General features: G+C 35.9%; 15 protein-coding genes. All 15 read left to right on the top strand.

What is annotated here, in order from left to right; genetic code table 11:
• The first annotated feature begins 71 nt into the window (after window positions 1-71).
• The 15 genes from OXQ85_RS07475 (at window position 72) to OXQ85_RS07405 (ending at window position 13,836) form a co-directional block, all read left to right on the top strand.
• Window positions 72-956 (top strand): DMT family transporter, encoded by an 885-nt coding sequence (locus OXQ85_RS07475; protein ID WP_267403205.1) that lies wholly within the window; start codon window positions 72-74, stop codon window positions 954-956.
• A 76-nt stretch (window positions 957-1,032) separates the two neighbouring features.
• On the top strand, window positions 1,033-1,251 hold the full coding sequence (locus OXQ85_RS07470; protein ID WP_267403204.1) for a hypothetical protein: 219 nt from the start codon (window positions 1,033-1,035) through the stop codon (window positions 1,249-1,251).
• A 322-nt stretch (window positions 1,252-1,573) separates the two neighbouring features.
• The gene (locus tag OXQ85_RS07465; protein WP_267403203.1) at window positions 1,574-2,170 is read left to right on the top strand and encodes a Crp/Fnr family transcriptional regulator; all 597 of its coding nucleotides are present in this window, start codon (window positions 1,574-1,576) and stop codon (window positions 2,168-2,170) included.
• Window positions 2,171-2,203: 33 nt separating this feature from the next.
• A complete protein-coding gene (locus OXQ85_RS07460) occupies window positions 2,204-2,818 on the top strand; it encodes a Crp/Fnr family transcriptional regulator (RefSeq protein WP_267403202.1) in 615 nt (204 codons plus the stop codon).
• A 221-nt stretch (window positions 2,819-3,039) separates the two neighbouring features.
• The gene (locus tag OXQ85_RS07455; RefSeq protein ID WP_267403201.1) at window positions 3,040-3,858 is read left to right on the top strand and encodes a KGG domain-containing protein; all 819 of its coding nucleotides are present in this window, start codon (window positions 3,040-3,042) and stop codon (window positions 3,856-3,858) included.
• Between the two features lie 77 nt (window positions 3,859-3,935).
• Window positions 3,936-4,541, top strand: coding sequence for a ferritin-like domain-containing protein (locus tag OXQ85_RS07450; RefSeq protein ID WP_267403200.1), 606 nt, complete (start codon window positions 3,936-3,938; stop codon window positions 4,539-4,541).
• A gap of 66 nt (window positions 4,542-4,607) precedes the next feature.
• A complete protein-coding gene (locus tag OXQ85_RS07445) occupies window positions 4,608-4,916 on the top strand; it encodes a hypothetical protein (RefSeq protein WP_267403199.1) in 309 nt (102 codons plus the stop codon).
• Between the two features lie 85 nt (window positions 4,917-5,001).
• On the top strand, window positions 5,002-7,137 hold the full coding sequence (locus OXQ85_RS07440) for a catalase (RefSeq protein WP_267403198.1): 2,136 nt from the start codon (window positions 5,002-5,004) through the stop codon (window positions 7,135-7,137).
• Window positions 7,138-7,183: 46 nt separating this feature from the next.
• On the top strand, window positions 7,184-8,362 hold the full coding sequence (locus tag OXQ85_RS07435; RefSeq protein ID WP_267403196.1) for a zinc-dependent alcohol dehydrogenase: 1,179 nt from the start codon (window positions 7,184-7,186) through the stop codon (window positions 8,360-8,362).
• 32 nt (window positions 8,363-8,394) lie between these two features.
• Window positions 8,395-8,895, top strand: coding sequence for a CinA family protein (locus tag OXQ85_RS07430; RefSeq protein WP_267403195.1), 501 nt, complete (start codon window positions 8,395-8,397; stop codon window positions 8,893-8,895).
• A 9-nt stretch (window positions 8,896-8,904) separates the two neighbouring features.
• On the top strand, window positions 8,905-9,657 hold the full coding sequence (locus tag OXQ85_RS07425; RefSeq protein WP_267403194.1) for an SDR family oxidoreductase: 753 nt from the start codon (window positions 8,905-8,907) through the stop codon (window positions 9,655-9,657).
• 313 nt (window positions 9,658-9,970) lie between these two features.
• A complete protein-coding gene (locus tag OXQ85_RS07420) occupies window positions 9,971-10,648 on the top strand; it encodes a response regulator transcription factor (protein WP_267403193.1) in 678 nt (225 codons plus the stop codon).
• A 4-nt stretch (window positions 10,649-10,652) separates the two neighbouring features.
• Window positions 10,653-11,936, top strand: a complete 1,284-nt coding sequence (locus OXQ85_RS07415) for a HAMP domain-containing sensor histidine kinase (protein ID WP_267403192.1) — start codon at window positions 10,653-10,655, stop codon at window positions 11,934-11,936.
• A gap of 72 nt (window positions 11,937-12,008) precedes the next feature.
• Window positions 12,009-12,791, top strand: a complete 783-nt coding sequence (locus OXQ85_RS07410) for a phosphatase PAP2 family protein (RefSeq protein ID WP_267403191.1) — start codon at window positions 12,009-12,011, stop codon at window positions 12,789-12,791.
• A 10-nt stretch (window positions 12,792-12,801) separates the two neighbouring features.
• A complete protein-coding gene (locus OXQ85_RS07405) occupies window positions 12,802-13,836 on the top strand; it encodes a sulfite exporter TauE/SafE family protein (protein WP_267403190.1) in 1,035 nt (344 codons plus the stop codon).
• The last annotated feature ends 5 nt before the right edge of the window (window positions 13,837-13,841 follow it).

Genomic DNA, 13,841 nt, shown 5'->3' with positions numbered 1-13,841 from the left:
TATACAAAACTGAGACTGTGTTTATTTATTTTTCCTTTTTAATTTTGAACCGACCAATAAATTAGATTTCAATGGTAACAAATACAATATCAAAAGACCAAAGCATCAACGGATGGATCAACGGTTTCATCGGCGTGTTGATCTTCAGTGGCGGAATGCCGGCAACCAAATTGGCTGTCATGGAGATGAGTCCGCTTTTTGTAACGATTGCAAGAGCCGGAATTGCGGGCATTTTAGCATTATCTGTTATTTTAATCAATAAAGAAAAGCGTCCCGCAAAAGATCAGATTTTTTCATTACTGCTTGTCTCAATAGGTTGTGTGATTGGTTTTCCTTTACTTTCAGCTTTGGCTGTACAATATATTACTTCTGCGCATTCGATTGTATTTTTAGGAATGTTACCGATGATGACGGCTATTTTCGGAGTGATGCGCGGCGGAGAAAGACCTCATCCTGTATTCTGGCTTTTCTCGATTATAGGAAGTGCTTTGGTTGTTGGTTTTGCGGTATTTCAGGGTATTTCAGCAAACCCGATGGGAGATATTTTAATGTTTGCAGCGGTTGTTTTGTGTGGCTTAGGCTATGCGGAAGGGGCTAAATTATCAAAAACCTTAGGCGGATGGCAGGTGATTTCCTGGGCGTTGATCTTAGCTTTACCCATTATGATTCCTTTATTTTTTATTTATTTTCCTGCAAATGTGAGAGAAGTAAGCTTTAACGGATGGTTTGGTTTAGGATATATTTCAATTTTCAGTATGTTCATTGGTTTTATCTTTTGGTATAAAGGTTTGGCGCAAGGTGGGATTGCAACAGTGGGTCAGTTGCAGCTTTTACAACCTTTTTTCGGATTAGGATTGGCTGCCTATTTTCTTCACGAACAGGTAAGCGCGGGAATGCTGGGGATTACCGTTGGAGTGATTCTTTGTGTGGCAGGAACCAAAAAATTCGCTAAATAATTCACTCCTATGATTGAAATCATATAGTTTTAGGACATTGTTTGTCTACATTTGAACTACACCAAAACAAAATAATATGAAATCAATCGTAGCATTAGCGCTTGTCGCAGGATTTTTAGTGGTAAGCTGTAAAAAAGAAACAACTACCACAACTACTAATACAGATACTGTAATGTCGGATACCGTGGTAGATACCATGCCTACAGACACCGTTACTATTATACCTCCTGTAGACAGTGCTTCCACCACCACCGGAACTTCTGGATCTATGGATACGGTAAAGACCAGAAAATAATTCTTTTTTAGGCGAATATAGCCTCAACTTTAAATCATCACTAAGATTTTTAATGAATTACCCACCTTGGAAATGGATAGTTTTTTATTCATTTTACGAGGAGGGTAATTTTTGTTATATGTTATTGTGAATTTCAAAGCAATAAATGTTTTGTTGAATAAATAATTTATTAAAAATTAATTTTCAATTTAAATAATTTAAATTTTAACATTATTTAACGAAATATTGTATCATGTCGGCTTAAGAATTGATGCTCTTAAAATGCCAATTGAATTTTTACTAAAGCTGATGATCTTAAAGAAACATTAAAAAACAAACAATTATGGTTATTGATGAAGATATATTGCACTCTATGGGTGCCGTTATCAAATCCTACAGACCTTCAGAAAATATTTTCACAGAAGGAGATTTGCCAAATTATTATTATCAGATTGTAAAAGGGGAGGTAAAGCTTAATAATTACAATGAAGAAGGAAAAGAGATTATCCAGGGGCTTATGGGGAAAGGGCAAAGCATTGAAGAGTCACTACTTTTTATCAATAAAGTTTATCCCGTAAATGCTGTTGCGATAATTTCCTGTGAAATTCTCAAGCTTCCGAAGTTTACTTTTCTGGAAATCTTAAAGTTGTATCCTGAAATTTGTTTCGATTTATTCGAATCTATTTCTCAGCGGCTTTATTTTAAACTCATTATGGCACAAAATCTGTGTACACAAAATCCGGCACACAAACTTATTTCATTAATGGATTATCTGAAGAGCTCCGAAGAAGAACAGAGCCCGTATTCATTTCAGGTTCCGCTCACGAGACAGCAGATGGCAAGCATCACAGGGCTTTGTGTTGAAACCGTGATACGATCGCTTAAAAAAATGGAAAAAGATAACAGAGTGCAGATTGAAAATAGAAAAATTTTATATTAAACAAATTTAAACCCTAAACACCTATTAAATAGTATGAAAACCGTAAGCTGTATGAAGATCGATGAAGAAATGTTACACTCTTTTGATGCTGAAATTATAGATTATCGGGCTAAACAATTTATTTTCCAGGACGGAGATGCTCCCCTGTATTATTTTCAGATTAAAAAAGGAACAGTGAAGTTGAATCATTATGATGAAAACGGAAAAGAATTCATTCATAATATTCTGAGTGATGAGCAGAGTTTCGGAGATTCTATGTTGTTTCTGAAAAAAAATTATCCCATGAATGCCATCACGCTTACACCGTGTACTATTATTAAATTACCCAGAAAAAGTTTCTTTCGACTGTTGAAAGAAAATCCCGAATTAAACTGTGAATTAAACTCTTGTTTTTCGCAACAATTATACTTTAATCTCCTGATGATGCAGAGCTTATCATCTACCAATCCGACAGCGAGAATTTTAGGCTTGATGGATTATCTTAAAAGTTTCCATCATGAAGAAGATCTTTATTCTTTCCATGTTCAGTTAACAAGACAACAAATAGCAGATCTTACAGGTCTTCGAGTGGAGACCGTTATTCGGACATTGAAGAAAATGTCTGAAAGTAAGACCATTAAAATAGATAATAAGCGAATTTTATACTAAAGTGTGATTCAAATCATAAAGAAGATAATATATTTCATTTATATTTGATATATATTTAATTCATTATTTCAAAGACTTTTATATAAGTCAATTTAAGAAAAGATTTAAGCAATAGTTTTTAGATTTAAATTTACAAGCAAAACCAAAAAAGTTATTGCCCTATACTAGTCATGGGCAATGGCAACATCACTAAAATATTAATTACACAAAACAAAACAGTTATGAACACTAGAAAATCAAACAACCGTAGTTCGAGAGGAAACTCCAATTCATCAAGTAATCTTGAAGAAATTTATCAGCTAGGTTATGACCATGGTTATAACGATGCTCAAAATGAGGAAGATTATGATGATGACTTCTCAGAATATGAAGATTATTTTGAAGAAGATTACGATGACGACGATGACTATGAAAATAGTTACGATGACGACGACTACGATGATGATGACTATGACAGCGATTACGATGATGAAGATGATGACGACGATGATGATAACAGCGGTAGAGGAAGGGGACGAAGTCGTGGAAATAGCGGAAACGGAAATCAGCAAAGAGATAACCAGGGCAGATTTACTTCAGGAAGTAGCGGAAACAGAGGTGGATCGAGAGGGCGATCAAATTCAAGCTCGTCTGGTAGATCCAATTCTAATTCGGGTTCCAGATCTTCAAGAAATTCATCCGACAACGATAATTATGATCACAGACATGATAATCCGGGAAGACCAAAAGGCAGCAGAAACAGCGGCGGAAGGTCTGGATCTAATTCTGGATCAAGCTCAAGATCTTCAAACTCAAACTCAGGAAGGTCAAGTTCTAATAACAGCGGAAATTCAAGAAGCACGAATTCCGGTAACAGATCAAACAGTAACAGCAGTTCAGGTCGTGGTTCCAATTCAGGATCAGGATCATCACGAAGAGGTTTTGCATCTATGAGCAAAGAAGAACGTACAAGAATCGCTCGTATGGGCGGGCAGGCATCTCATGGAGGCGGACGTTCTTCCGGTAGATCCGGCTTTGGAGGCAGACGTAATAATTCATAATTCTTTTTCCATTGATTGCCTCTTTATCTATTTAAAGGGGTAATCTTTTAAAATTTTCACTAAACACCAAATCAATCATGGCAACAAAAACATCACAAACAACTACAGATACCAATTCAAAAACAGAGACTGCTACTGACGAAAAAATGAAAGTAGATAATGCTACTGTGAAGAAAGACGAAATGAAAAATGCGCCTTTACATAAATTCTTTGTGGATGCTCTTAAAGACATTTATTTCGCTGAAAATGCAATTATAGACGCTTTAGACAAAATGCAGGAAGCAGCAACCACAGAAGAGTTGAAAGAAGCTTTTGAAGATCACCAGCTTCAAACCAAAAAGCATGTAAGCCGTCTTGAAAAAGTTTTCAAATTACTGGATGAGGAGCCTCAGAAAAAAGAGTGTGAAGCCATTAAAGGAATCATAAAAGAAGGCGAAGAAATCATTAAAACAACAAAAGAAGGTTCTATGACACGTGATGCAGCGTTGATTATTGCAGCACAAAAAGTAGAACATTACGAAATTGCCACATACGGCGGTCTTGCCCAATTGGCCATTACCATGGGGCACGATAAAGTTGCCGACTTGCTGGAAAAAACACTTCAGGAAGAAGAAGATACAGATTACGACCTTACTGAAATTGCAGAAACTTACATCAATTTTGATGCAGAGCAGGAAGGGTAATTCATTTTTGCTAATAAGCCATATGGTGTATCTGTATGGCTTTTTCAACCCAAGATATTCAAATATATGATGAATCATCAAACGGTAATACGATCGCTAAAATCTAAAAGTTTTACGAAGATTATCAATAAAGGAGAATGGTTTGAAAGCGGTGCTACGATCTACGCTAAAGAAATAAAAGATAACATCTACCTAATTTTTGTAATGCTAAAAGATGTTGAAGTTGAACATATTAAAGCGTTGATTGCTCATTTTGAATGTTTCAGTAACATCGGAATAAAAGAGCCCACCCAAATCATGTTTTATCTTTCTATTCAAGAAAAAGAGGATTTACATTATTTCAAAAAATATTTGAGACAACAGATTAAAGTTTAAATATTTTAAGAAATAAAACAAAAAAACACATTTTGAGAAGAATTATTTCATACACTCAGTTAATCACCAATTACCCAATTTTATTATGGAAAAGAATGAACTAAACAACCAGAAATTAGAACAGCTGGAACTGCACAGTACTTCAAATGAAGAGCAAAAACTCACGACCAATCAAGGACTTAAAGTAAACAATAATCAGGATTCTTTGAAAGCCGGAGACCGCGGACCAACTTTATTGGAAGATTTTATTTTAAGAGAAAAAATAACGCATTTCGATCATGAAAGAATTCCGGAGAGAATTGTTCATGCACGAGGGTCAGGAGCTCACGGCGTTTTTACCTTAAATAAAAGTCTTTCAAAATATACCAAAGCTAAATTTTTAACCGAAAAAGGGAAAGAAACTCCCATTTTTGTTCGTTTTTCAACGGTTGCGGGAAGCAAAGGAAGTACAGATTTAGCAAGAGATGTAAGAGGTTTTGCGATTAAATTTTATACCGAAGAAGGAAATTATGATCTGGTAGGAAACAATATACCTGTATTTTTTATTCAGGATGCGATGAAGTTTCCGGATTTGGTACATGCTGTAAAACCTGAACCCGACAATGAAATCCCGCAGGCGGCTTCTGCTCATGATACTTTTTGGGATTTTATTTCATTAATGCCGGAAAGTATGCACATGATCATGTGGCTGATGAGCGACAGAGCAATTCCGAGAAGTTTAAGAATGATGGAAGGTTTCGGAGTTCATTCGTTTAAACTAATTAATGAAGAAGGGAAAAGTCACTTTGTGAAGTTTCATTTTAAACCCAAATTGGGCGTTCATTCTGTTGCTTGGGACGAAGCGCAGAGAATTTCCGGAGTAGATCCTGATTTTCATAAAAGAGATCTTTGGGAATCTATTGAAAGCGGAGCATTTCCGGAATGGGACTTCGGAGTGCAGCTAATTCCTGAAGAAGACGAACATAAATTTGATTTTGATCTTTTAGATCCTACAAAGTTGATTCCTGAAGAATTGGTTCCCGTGGAAATTATCGGAATTTTTACATTAAACAAAAATCCGGATAACTTTTTTGCAGAAACCGAGCAGGTGGCGTTTCATCCCGGACATTTGGTTCCAGGTATCGATTTCAGCAACGATCCGCTGTTGCAAGGAAGATTGTTTTCTTATACAGATACTCAGCTGTCAAGATTGGGTTCTCCGAATTTCCATGAAATCCCGATTAACAGATCCGTCAATGAAGTTCATAACAACCAACGCGATGGTCACATGAGACAGCAGATTGTGAAAGGAAAAGTAAGTTATGAGCCTAATTCTATCGGCGGCGGCTGTCCGTTTCAGGCGATGATGAAAGATGGTGGCTTTACTTCGCATCAGGAGAGAGTTTCGGGAACAAAAATCAGAGAGCGAAGCAAAAGTTTCGTGGATCATTATTCTCAGGCAAAAATGTTTTATAACAGCCAGTCGAATCCTGAAAAAACGCATCTTCAGAAAGCTTTGGTTTTCGAATTATCAAAAGTGACGATTCCTGAAATCAGAGAAAGAGTGGTGGGACAGTTGAATTTCATCAATAAAGATTTGGCTCAAAAAGTAGCTTCCAAAATTGGCGTTGAGGTAAAACCTTTAGATGTTCCGAATCAAAGTTTACCTGCCGATAGCAATCCGGATGATCTTCAAAGTGAAGAAAGAGAACCAAAAACAAAAAGTTCAGATGCTCTAAGCATGGCTGATACAGTTAAAAATACAATTAAAAGCAGAAAAATTGGGTTCATTATCGGAAATGGATTTGATGCAAAAGCAATTAATTCCTTAAAAACAAAACTGGAAAGTGAAGAGGCGGTTGTAGAGATTATTGCACCAACGCTAGCTCCTGTAAAAGGTGATGATGATTCTGTTATTATACCCAAACATTCTTTAACAAGTATCGCCAGCGTTTGTTTTGATGCTTTGTTTATAGGTGACGGAAAAGCATCCGAAAAAGAGCTGTTGGCTCCGGAAAATAAACATTTGACTTTGCATTTCGTAAATGAAGCGTACAAACACTGTAAAGCTATTTATTTCGGTTCCGAAACGGAAAATATATATAATAAAAGCAATGTGGCAGATAAGACACATGACGATCCAGCTATCGTTACTGCAGAAGATGCACATCAAGACAAAAAATTTATTGATGCCATTGCAAAACACAGAGTCTGGGATCTGGAAACCGAAAGAAACGCTTAACTGACAATACACCCTTTACACCACACATACACTAAAATATAAAATTATGAAAGCAGCAGTATTTCACGCTCCAGGCAAAATATCTTGCGATACAGTACCCGATCCTGTTATTAAGGACGAAAATGATATTATTTTAAGAGTAACTTCCACAGCGATCTGTGGAAGTGATCTTCATATGTATTCCGGAGGAATCCCTCAGGCAAGACCCATGGTAATGGGACACGAGTTCATGGGAATTGTAGAAGAGAAAGGAAAAAATATCACCAATCTGAAAATAGGCGACCGTGTAGTAGTTCCATTTCCGGTAGCATGTGGTTCCTGTTTTTTCTGTCAGCATGAGCTTCCTACGGCATGTGAACACAGCAACCCCGATCATTATGGGCCGGAAGGCGGTATTTTAACAGAAAAAGGAGGAGCTTTATTTGGATATTCCGATTTGTACGGAGGCTATGATGGGGGTCAGGCACAATACGTTCGTGTTCCCTATGCTCATTTTGGTCCCAGAAAAGTTCCTGACAATCTTACGGATGAGCAAGTTCTTTTCCTTACAGATATCTTTCCGACAGGGTATACTGGCGTGATGTGGGGAGACCTGAAGGGCGGAGAAACAGTAGCTGTTTTTGGAGCAGGACCGGTAGGCTCAATGTCTGTGAAAAGCGCCATTCTTCATAATGCTAAAAAAGTAATAGTGGTTGATACACTTCAGTACAGATTAGATCAGATTAAAATGCTCACGGGCTGCGAAACCATTCTCTGGGAAGATGCTGACAGCACAGTTGCTAAAATTCGTGATATGACCTCTGGCAGAGGTGCAGACCTTTGTATTGATGCAGTGGGCTTTGAACCTGAACGAAATTTATTGGATAAGGCGAAAGCTGTTCTTAATTTTGAAAAGGGTTCCATAAAAGTTTTGGAAGCATGCATGAGCGCGGCAAGACGTGGAGGAATTGTATCCATTCTGGGAGTTTATCCTGTGAATTATGATAATTTTAAGCTTGGGCAGATTTTTGATAAAGGTATTACGATAAAGGCCGGACAATGTAACGTTCATCCTATTATTGATACACTGATGGATCATGTTCAGAGTGGAAGAGTACAGCTCGATGATATTATCACCCACAGGCTGTCTCTTGATGAGGTTTCCAAGGGATATGATATTTTCGACAAAAAGCAAGACGGCTGCGTAAAAGTTGTTCTTGATCCTTGGAAAAGTATAGATTTTTAATTTTTATCAAATCACTTTAAATATACAATGTTATGGAATTTCAAAGAAATCTTTTAGAATATATTAGTCAAACGTTAATAACTACAGGAGAAACAATTTCTGTTGTAGAAAGCGTAACTTCAGGATGTTTACAATTGGCCTTCTCACAAATGCCTAATGCTTCATTTTTTTATAAAGGTGGGATGACAGCTTATACGCTTCCTGAAAAAGTACGATTGCTGAACGTAGATCGGGCAGAAGCAGAAAACTGTGACTGTGTTTCAGAGAATATCGCTGAAACCATGGCATTGAATGTTGCTAAATTATACGAATCAGACTGGTCGATTTCTACAACCGGATATTGTACACCGATCAGAAATTCGGCTTACAAAATATTTGCTTATTTTTCTTTTTCATATAAAGGAGAAATCGTTCTCACCAAAATGCTTGAGCTTCATCCGAAAACGCAGTCGTTGAATGCTCAGCTTTATTATACAGAGTTTATTCTCGGATGTTTCAAGAGTGAGTTGAATAAAGTCGTAATGGTAAAATAGAAACAAAATATGATGAATTTAAAATTAAATAATAAATCAGTTCTTATCACAGGCGCAGACAGCGGAATAGGAAAGGCAACGGCTTTACTTTTTGCCAGGGAAGGAGCCAATATTGCCATTTTATATCATGAAGATCATGAAAGTGCCGAAAAAACAAAAAATGAAATTATAGCTTTAGGACGAAAATGTATTACTTTTTCAGGAGACATTAATGATGCTGAATTCTGTAAGCAAACTGCTAAAAATGTAGTTGAAGAATTTGGCGGTATTGATATTCTGATCAACAATGCAGGAACGCAGTTTCCTTGTGAGAATATTGAAGATCTGGAAGAAGAAAATATCCGCAAAACATTTGATTCTAATATTATCGGAATGATTCTTTTAACGAAAGTAGTTTTTCCATATCTAAAACAAGGAGCAAGCATCATCAACACCACCTCAGCGGCAGCTTATCAGGGGCATCCGGAATTACTTGATTATTCTGCAACAAAAGGAGCTATTGTTTCTTTTACGCGTTCTTTGGCTCTTCAGGCAAAACCCAAAGGAATTCGTGTAAATGCCGTCGCTCCGGGACCAGTTGCGACTCCTTTAACCAAAGAAACATTTGATGAAGAAGAGGAAGACCCGAACAAACCACCATTTGAAAGAAATGCCAGTCCCGAAGAAATAGCCACCAGCTTTCTATTTCTCGCGAGTGAAGATGCCGCACAGATTACTGGGCAAGTGCTTCATCCCAACGGCGGATTAATTATTAACGGTTAAACATAGAATGAGGCATAGCAATATGCCTTATTTTTTTGAGCCTTTTAATTATAGAAATTTGATTGTTTTTTTGACGCAAAGATTTTTATTTCTTTCCGCTAATATTTAGAAGCAAAGGCAAATAAATTTGCTTCTCGAAGTTTGAAAACACGCTTCATAAAATCAACTTGTTGATTCTTCTTTGCTCACAATATTTTGGTATTTAAATTAAAACTTTGCGCTAAAAAAATAAACTTAAAGATAAGGCGAGCTTTGGTAATATTCTGTAATTTTAATTCAAAATTTCTTCAAAATTGAAGGATAGATTTACAGAATGAAAATCTTAATTGTAGAAGACGAACCCGAACTGGCAAAAAGCATCGCAGAATATCTTTCCGGTGAAAATTATCTGTGCGAATTTGCCACCACTTTTCATCAGGCTTTTGAAAAAACCAAAAGCTTTATATACGATTGTATTCTGCTTGATATTTCTTTGCCCGACGGAAACGGAATGAAAATTCTTGAAGAGCTTAAAAAAGAAAACAAACAGGATGGCGTCATTATTATTTCTGCTAAAAATGCCTTGGATGATAAAATTAAAGGGCTTCAGATTGGCGCGGATGATTATTTAACCAAACCTTTCCATTTATCGGAACTTTCGGCAAGAATTTATTCGGTAATTCGTAGAAAACAATTTAACAGCACTAATATTATCTTTCAGAATGAATTAAAGGTTGATCTGCTTTCTAAAACCGTTTTGGTGAATAATATTCCGGTTATTCTCACAAAAAAAGAATTTGATCTGCTTTTGTATTTTCTTGGAAATAAAAATAAAGTCATCTCAAAAAGTGCTTTAGCTGAACATCTTTCAGGAGATTTTGCAGATATGCTCGATAATCATGATTTTGTATATGCTCATATTAAAAATTTAAAGAAAAAACTGAGCGACGCAGGATATGATAATTATCTGAAAACGGTATACGGAACAGGATATAAATGGATCGCTAATTAATACCATGAAGAATCTTTTAACCAAAACTACCACACCGTTTCTTATTTACGTACTTATCGTTTTTGTGATAAGCATTCCCGTGTATTATGTAGTTGTGGATACCATTTGGCTAGATGAACTGGATGAGCATAATGAATTAATTGCTGAAAAATCTGCTTCCGAGTTAAATAAATTAAATGTTTCTGAAGCTGAGCTTGAAAACAGCATTGCTCTTTGGAATAAAATTCAGCCGGGAACAGATATTGAAAAAATTCCTTTTAATCATTTAAAAGCCGATAAAAAATATACAGTTGAAAGAAAACTGAATAATCAGGATAAAGAAGCGGAACGTTTTCGTTGTCTGCAGACGGTGGTTTACATTAAAAACAAACCTTATCTTTTTACCGTAGAAACCAATGTTGAGGAAACTAAGGAGACTGTAATTATGTTGGCAGTAACTACCATTTCTTTCTTTTTAATCATTGTCATCGGGTTATTAATTTTAAACCGAAGACTTTCCAACACGGTTTGGAAACCTTTTAACGACACCTTGAATAAATTAAAATCCTTTAATCTGAACGATCAGACGAATATTTCTTTCGAAAGAACCGATATCAAAGAATTTGAAGAGCTAAACAATGCTTTGTCTAAATTGATCGATCACAATATTTCTGTATATAAAACCCAGAAAGAGTTTACAGAAAATGCTTCTCATGAATTGCAGACTCCTCTCGCTATTCTGCAAAACAAGCTGGATATTCTTCTTCAGGATGAGAATATAACCGAAAGACAGTACAGTATTATCGAAGAATTACATTCTACATTAGCCAGAAGTTCCAGAATTAATAAAAATCTTCTGTTGCTGGCTAAAATTGAAAATCAACAGTTTGCACAGAATGAAATAATTTTTTTGAATGAAATGCTTGAGCAAAGTATTAATATTTTCAGTGAACATTTTGAGCAGAAAAGTATCAGTATTCAACAAAATATTGATGATGAGATTAAAGTTTTTGCTAATAAAAATTTAACGGAAACACTTCTCAATAATTTATTTGTAAATGCAATCCGTCATACGCCGACAGATGCTAGAGTATCTGTTAGTCTTACCAAAAATAGCTTAGAAATTTCCAATTCGGGAAAAGTTTCTTTATCTCCTGATCAACTTTTTAAACGATTTTCAAAATCTTCACCAGACAGTAACGGAAGTGGTTTGGGATTGGCTATTATTAAAGAAATCTGCAACCGTCAGAAGTGGAAAATCAGTTATCATTTTGAAAATAACTTTCACTTTTTTACCATCACCTTCTAAAATTCAAAATTTCTTCAAAATTGAGTCTGAACTTTGTGTCAATAATTAATATAAAAGACACAGAATTCACTTATGAGAAGTCTATTTCTAAGTCTGACAATGATGATTGTCGGTCCCGTTATTTATGCTCAGGACAGCCTTGCTGTTGACAGTATTCATCAAAGCCAATCTATTCCGGCTTTGCATTCTGAAGATAAAACTCATCAGTTTACCTATAAAAAGCTGATTGTTCCCGCTACTTTCATTACTTATGGAGTTGCAAGTTTGGGAATAAACAGCCTTAAAGAACTCAATTTTTCCACCAGAACGGAAATCAACGAACATCAGCCGGATCATATTAAGCTTGATAATTACTCACAGTTTGCGCCTGCCGCTTTGGTCTACGGATTAAATGCGCTGGGTGTAAAAGGAAAACATAATTTCAAGGAACGAACGATCATTTATGGTACTTCAATGTTGATTACTTCTGCCATTGTGGTTCCTTTGAAGCATATTGCCAAAGAAGAAAGGCCGGATCAATCGAATAATTTATCTTTTCCTTCAGGGCATACGGCGATTGCGTTTGCATCTGCCCAATTTATGTTTAGGGAATACAAAGACACGAATTTTTTACTAGGAATTTCAGGTTATTCCTGCGCTGTTTTCACAGGCATTTACAGAATGTTGAATGATAAGCATTGGTTTGGCGATGTGGTAGGCGGTGCAGGATTCGGGATTTTATCAACCGAACTGGCATATTGGCTTTATCCGAAAATTAATAATCTATTAGGCGGTAAAAAAGAAAAATCTCAAACGATGCTGATGCCTTATTATCAAAAAGGAAATGCAGGAATAGGATTTGTGAAAAATTTTTAAACAAAACATTATGACATTCAATATCATCATACTATTTCTCGGAACTATTTTTGCCTTTTGGATCAGCGCAATTTGTGGTGGCGGGGCGAGTCTTATTTTAATTCCTATTTTAAATTTGCTGCTTCCGGGTTCTGTAGTTCCTTTTTCTTTAACAATCGGCACTTTTACGAGCTCGGTATCAAGAATTGCAGTGTTTAAGAAACACATCAAATGGCAAATTTTCTTTTGGTTTGTCCCGTTTTCTATTCCGGCTGTTTTGCTGGGCGCATGGCTGATTAAATTTGTTAATCCCAATTATCTTCAGCTTATTGTAGGTTTTTTCCTTATTGCCAATGTTCCTGAATTATTTAAATCGAAAAAGAAAGAACCGGAAAACCCAAAGCCTTACCCCAAATTTCTATTGATTATTATTGGATTTTGCGCAGGTTTTATTTCAGGAATTACTGGTGCAATCGGACTTCTTTTTAACCGTTTTTATTTAAGATTTGGCTTGAAAAAAGAAGAAATTGTTGCTACGAGAGCGATTAATGAAGTGTTTTTACATTTAATTAAACTGATTATTTACATATCGCTTGGGCTTTATTCAAAACCAGCGCTTTGGTTGGGATTAGCGATTGCTGTAGCAACAATTATTTCATCATATACCGTAAAATATATCCTTCCGTATTTAAGCGAATTTTTGTTTAAAAAAATAGGGTATGGGGCGATGGTAATTTCCGGAATCATGCTTTTGGCAGGAACTTCAGAGAAAATTATTCAGCAGGATAAAATTTCATTTTCAACAACACATCAAAGTAAGGAGTCCGAATCTGTTATTTCCTGGAGAAACACAGATTTTGTGATAGAATTTGCTTTTGATGATGGTTTTGAAGTTGAAAGACCTATAAAACCAGATGAATTACCTTCTCATCTTAAACATAAATATGATTCTTTACGACCGCATTACGACAATATTCATCTCGAAAAAGTATTTACCATTCAAAATGAACCTACCTATGAATTTTATTGCTATAAAAACGGAGCGCTTACAAAGTTTGAAATCTAAATTAT

Origin of the sequence: Chryseobacterium sp. GM_Chr_2 (assembly GCF_026540445.1) — a bacterium.
GTDB lineage: Bacteria > Bacteroidota > Bacteroidia > Flavobacteriales > Weeksellaceae > Chryseobacterium.
The sequence above is the reverse complement of the archived record's forward strand: the minus strand, read 5'-3'. Positions and strand labels throughout refer to the sequence as shown.

Excerpts from the sequence above, each read along its gene's own strand:
- OXQ85_RS07420 (WP_267403193.1), top strand. The coding sequence starts at position 9,971 with ATGAAAATCTTAATTGTAGAAGACGAACCCGAACTGGCAAAAAGCATC.
- OXQ85_RS07440 (WP_267403198.1), top strand. The coding sequence starts at position 5,002 with ATGGAAAAGAATGAACTAAACAACCAGAAATTAGAACAGCTGGAACTG.
- OXQ85_RS07430 (WP_267403195.1), top strand. The coding sequence starts at position 8,395 with ATGGAATTTCAAAGAAATCTTTTAGAATATATTAGTCAAACGTTAATA.
- OXQ85_RS07465 (WP_267403203.1), top strand. The coding sequence starts at position 1,574 with ATGGTTATTGATGAAGATATATTGCACTCTATGGGTGCCGTTATCAAA.
- OXQ85_RS07475 (WP_267403205.1), top strand. The coding sequence starts at position 72 with ATGGTAACAAATACAATATCAAAAGACCAAAGCATCAACGGATGGATC.
- OXQ85_RS07410 (WP_267403191.1), top strand. The coding sequence starts at position 12,009 with ATGAGAAGTCTATTTCTAAGTCTGACAATGATGATTGTCGGTCCCGTT.
- OXQ85_RS07435 (WP_267403196.1), top strand. The coding sequence starts at position 7,184 with ATGAAAGCAGCAGTATTTCACGCTCCAGGCAAAATATCTTGCGATACA.
- OXQ85_RS07425 (WP_267403194.1), top strand. The coding sequence starts at position 8,905 with ATGATGAATTTAAAATTAAATAATAAATCAGTTCTTATCACAGGCGCA.
- OXQ85_RS07450 (WP_267403200.1), top strand. The coding sequence starts at position 3,936 with ATGGCAACAAAAACATCACAAACAACTACAGATACCAATTCAAAAACA.
- OXQ85_RS07460 (WP_267403202.1), top strand. The coding sequence starts at position 2,204 with ATGAAAACCGTAAGCTGTATGAAGATCGATGAAGAAATGTTACACTCT.
- OXQ85_RS07455 (WP_267403201.1), top strand. The coding sequence starts at position 3,040 with ATGAACACTAGAAAATCAAACAACCGTAGTTCGAGAGGAAACTCCAAT.
- OXQ85_RS07470 (WP_267403204.1), top strand. The coding sequence starts at position 1,033 with ATGAAATCAATCGTAGCATTAGCGCTTGTCGCAGGATTTTTAGTGGTA.
- OXQ85_RS07415 (WP_267403192.1), top strand. The coding sequence starts at position 10,653 with ATGAAGAATCTTTTAACCAAAACTACCACACCGTTTCTTATTTACGTA.
- OXQ85_RS07445 (WP_267403199.1), top strand. The coding sequence starts at position 4,608 with ATGATGAATCATCAAACGGTAATACGATCGCTAAAATCTAAAAGTTTT.
- OXQ85_RS07405 (WP_267403190.1), top strand. The coding sequence starts at position 12,802 with ATGACATTCAATATCATCATACTATTTCTCGGAACTATTTTTGCCTTT.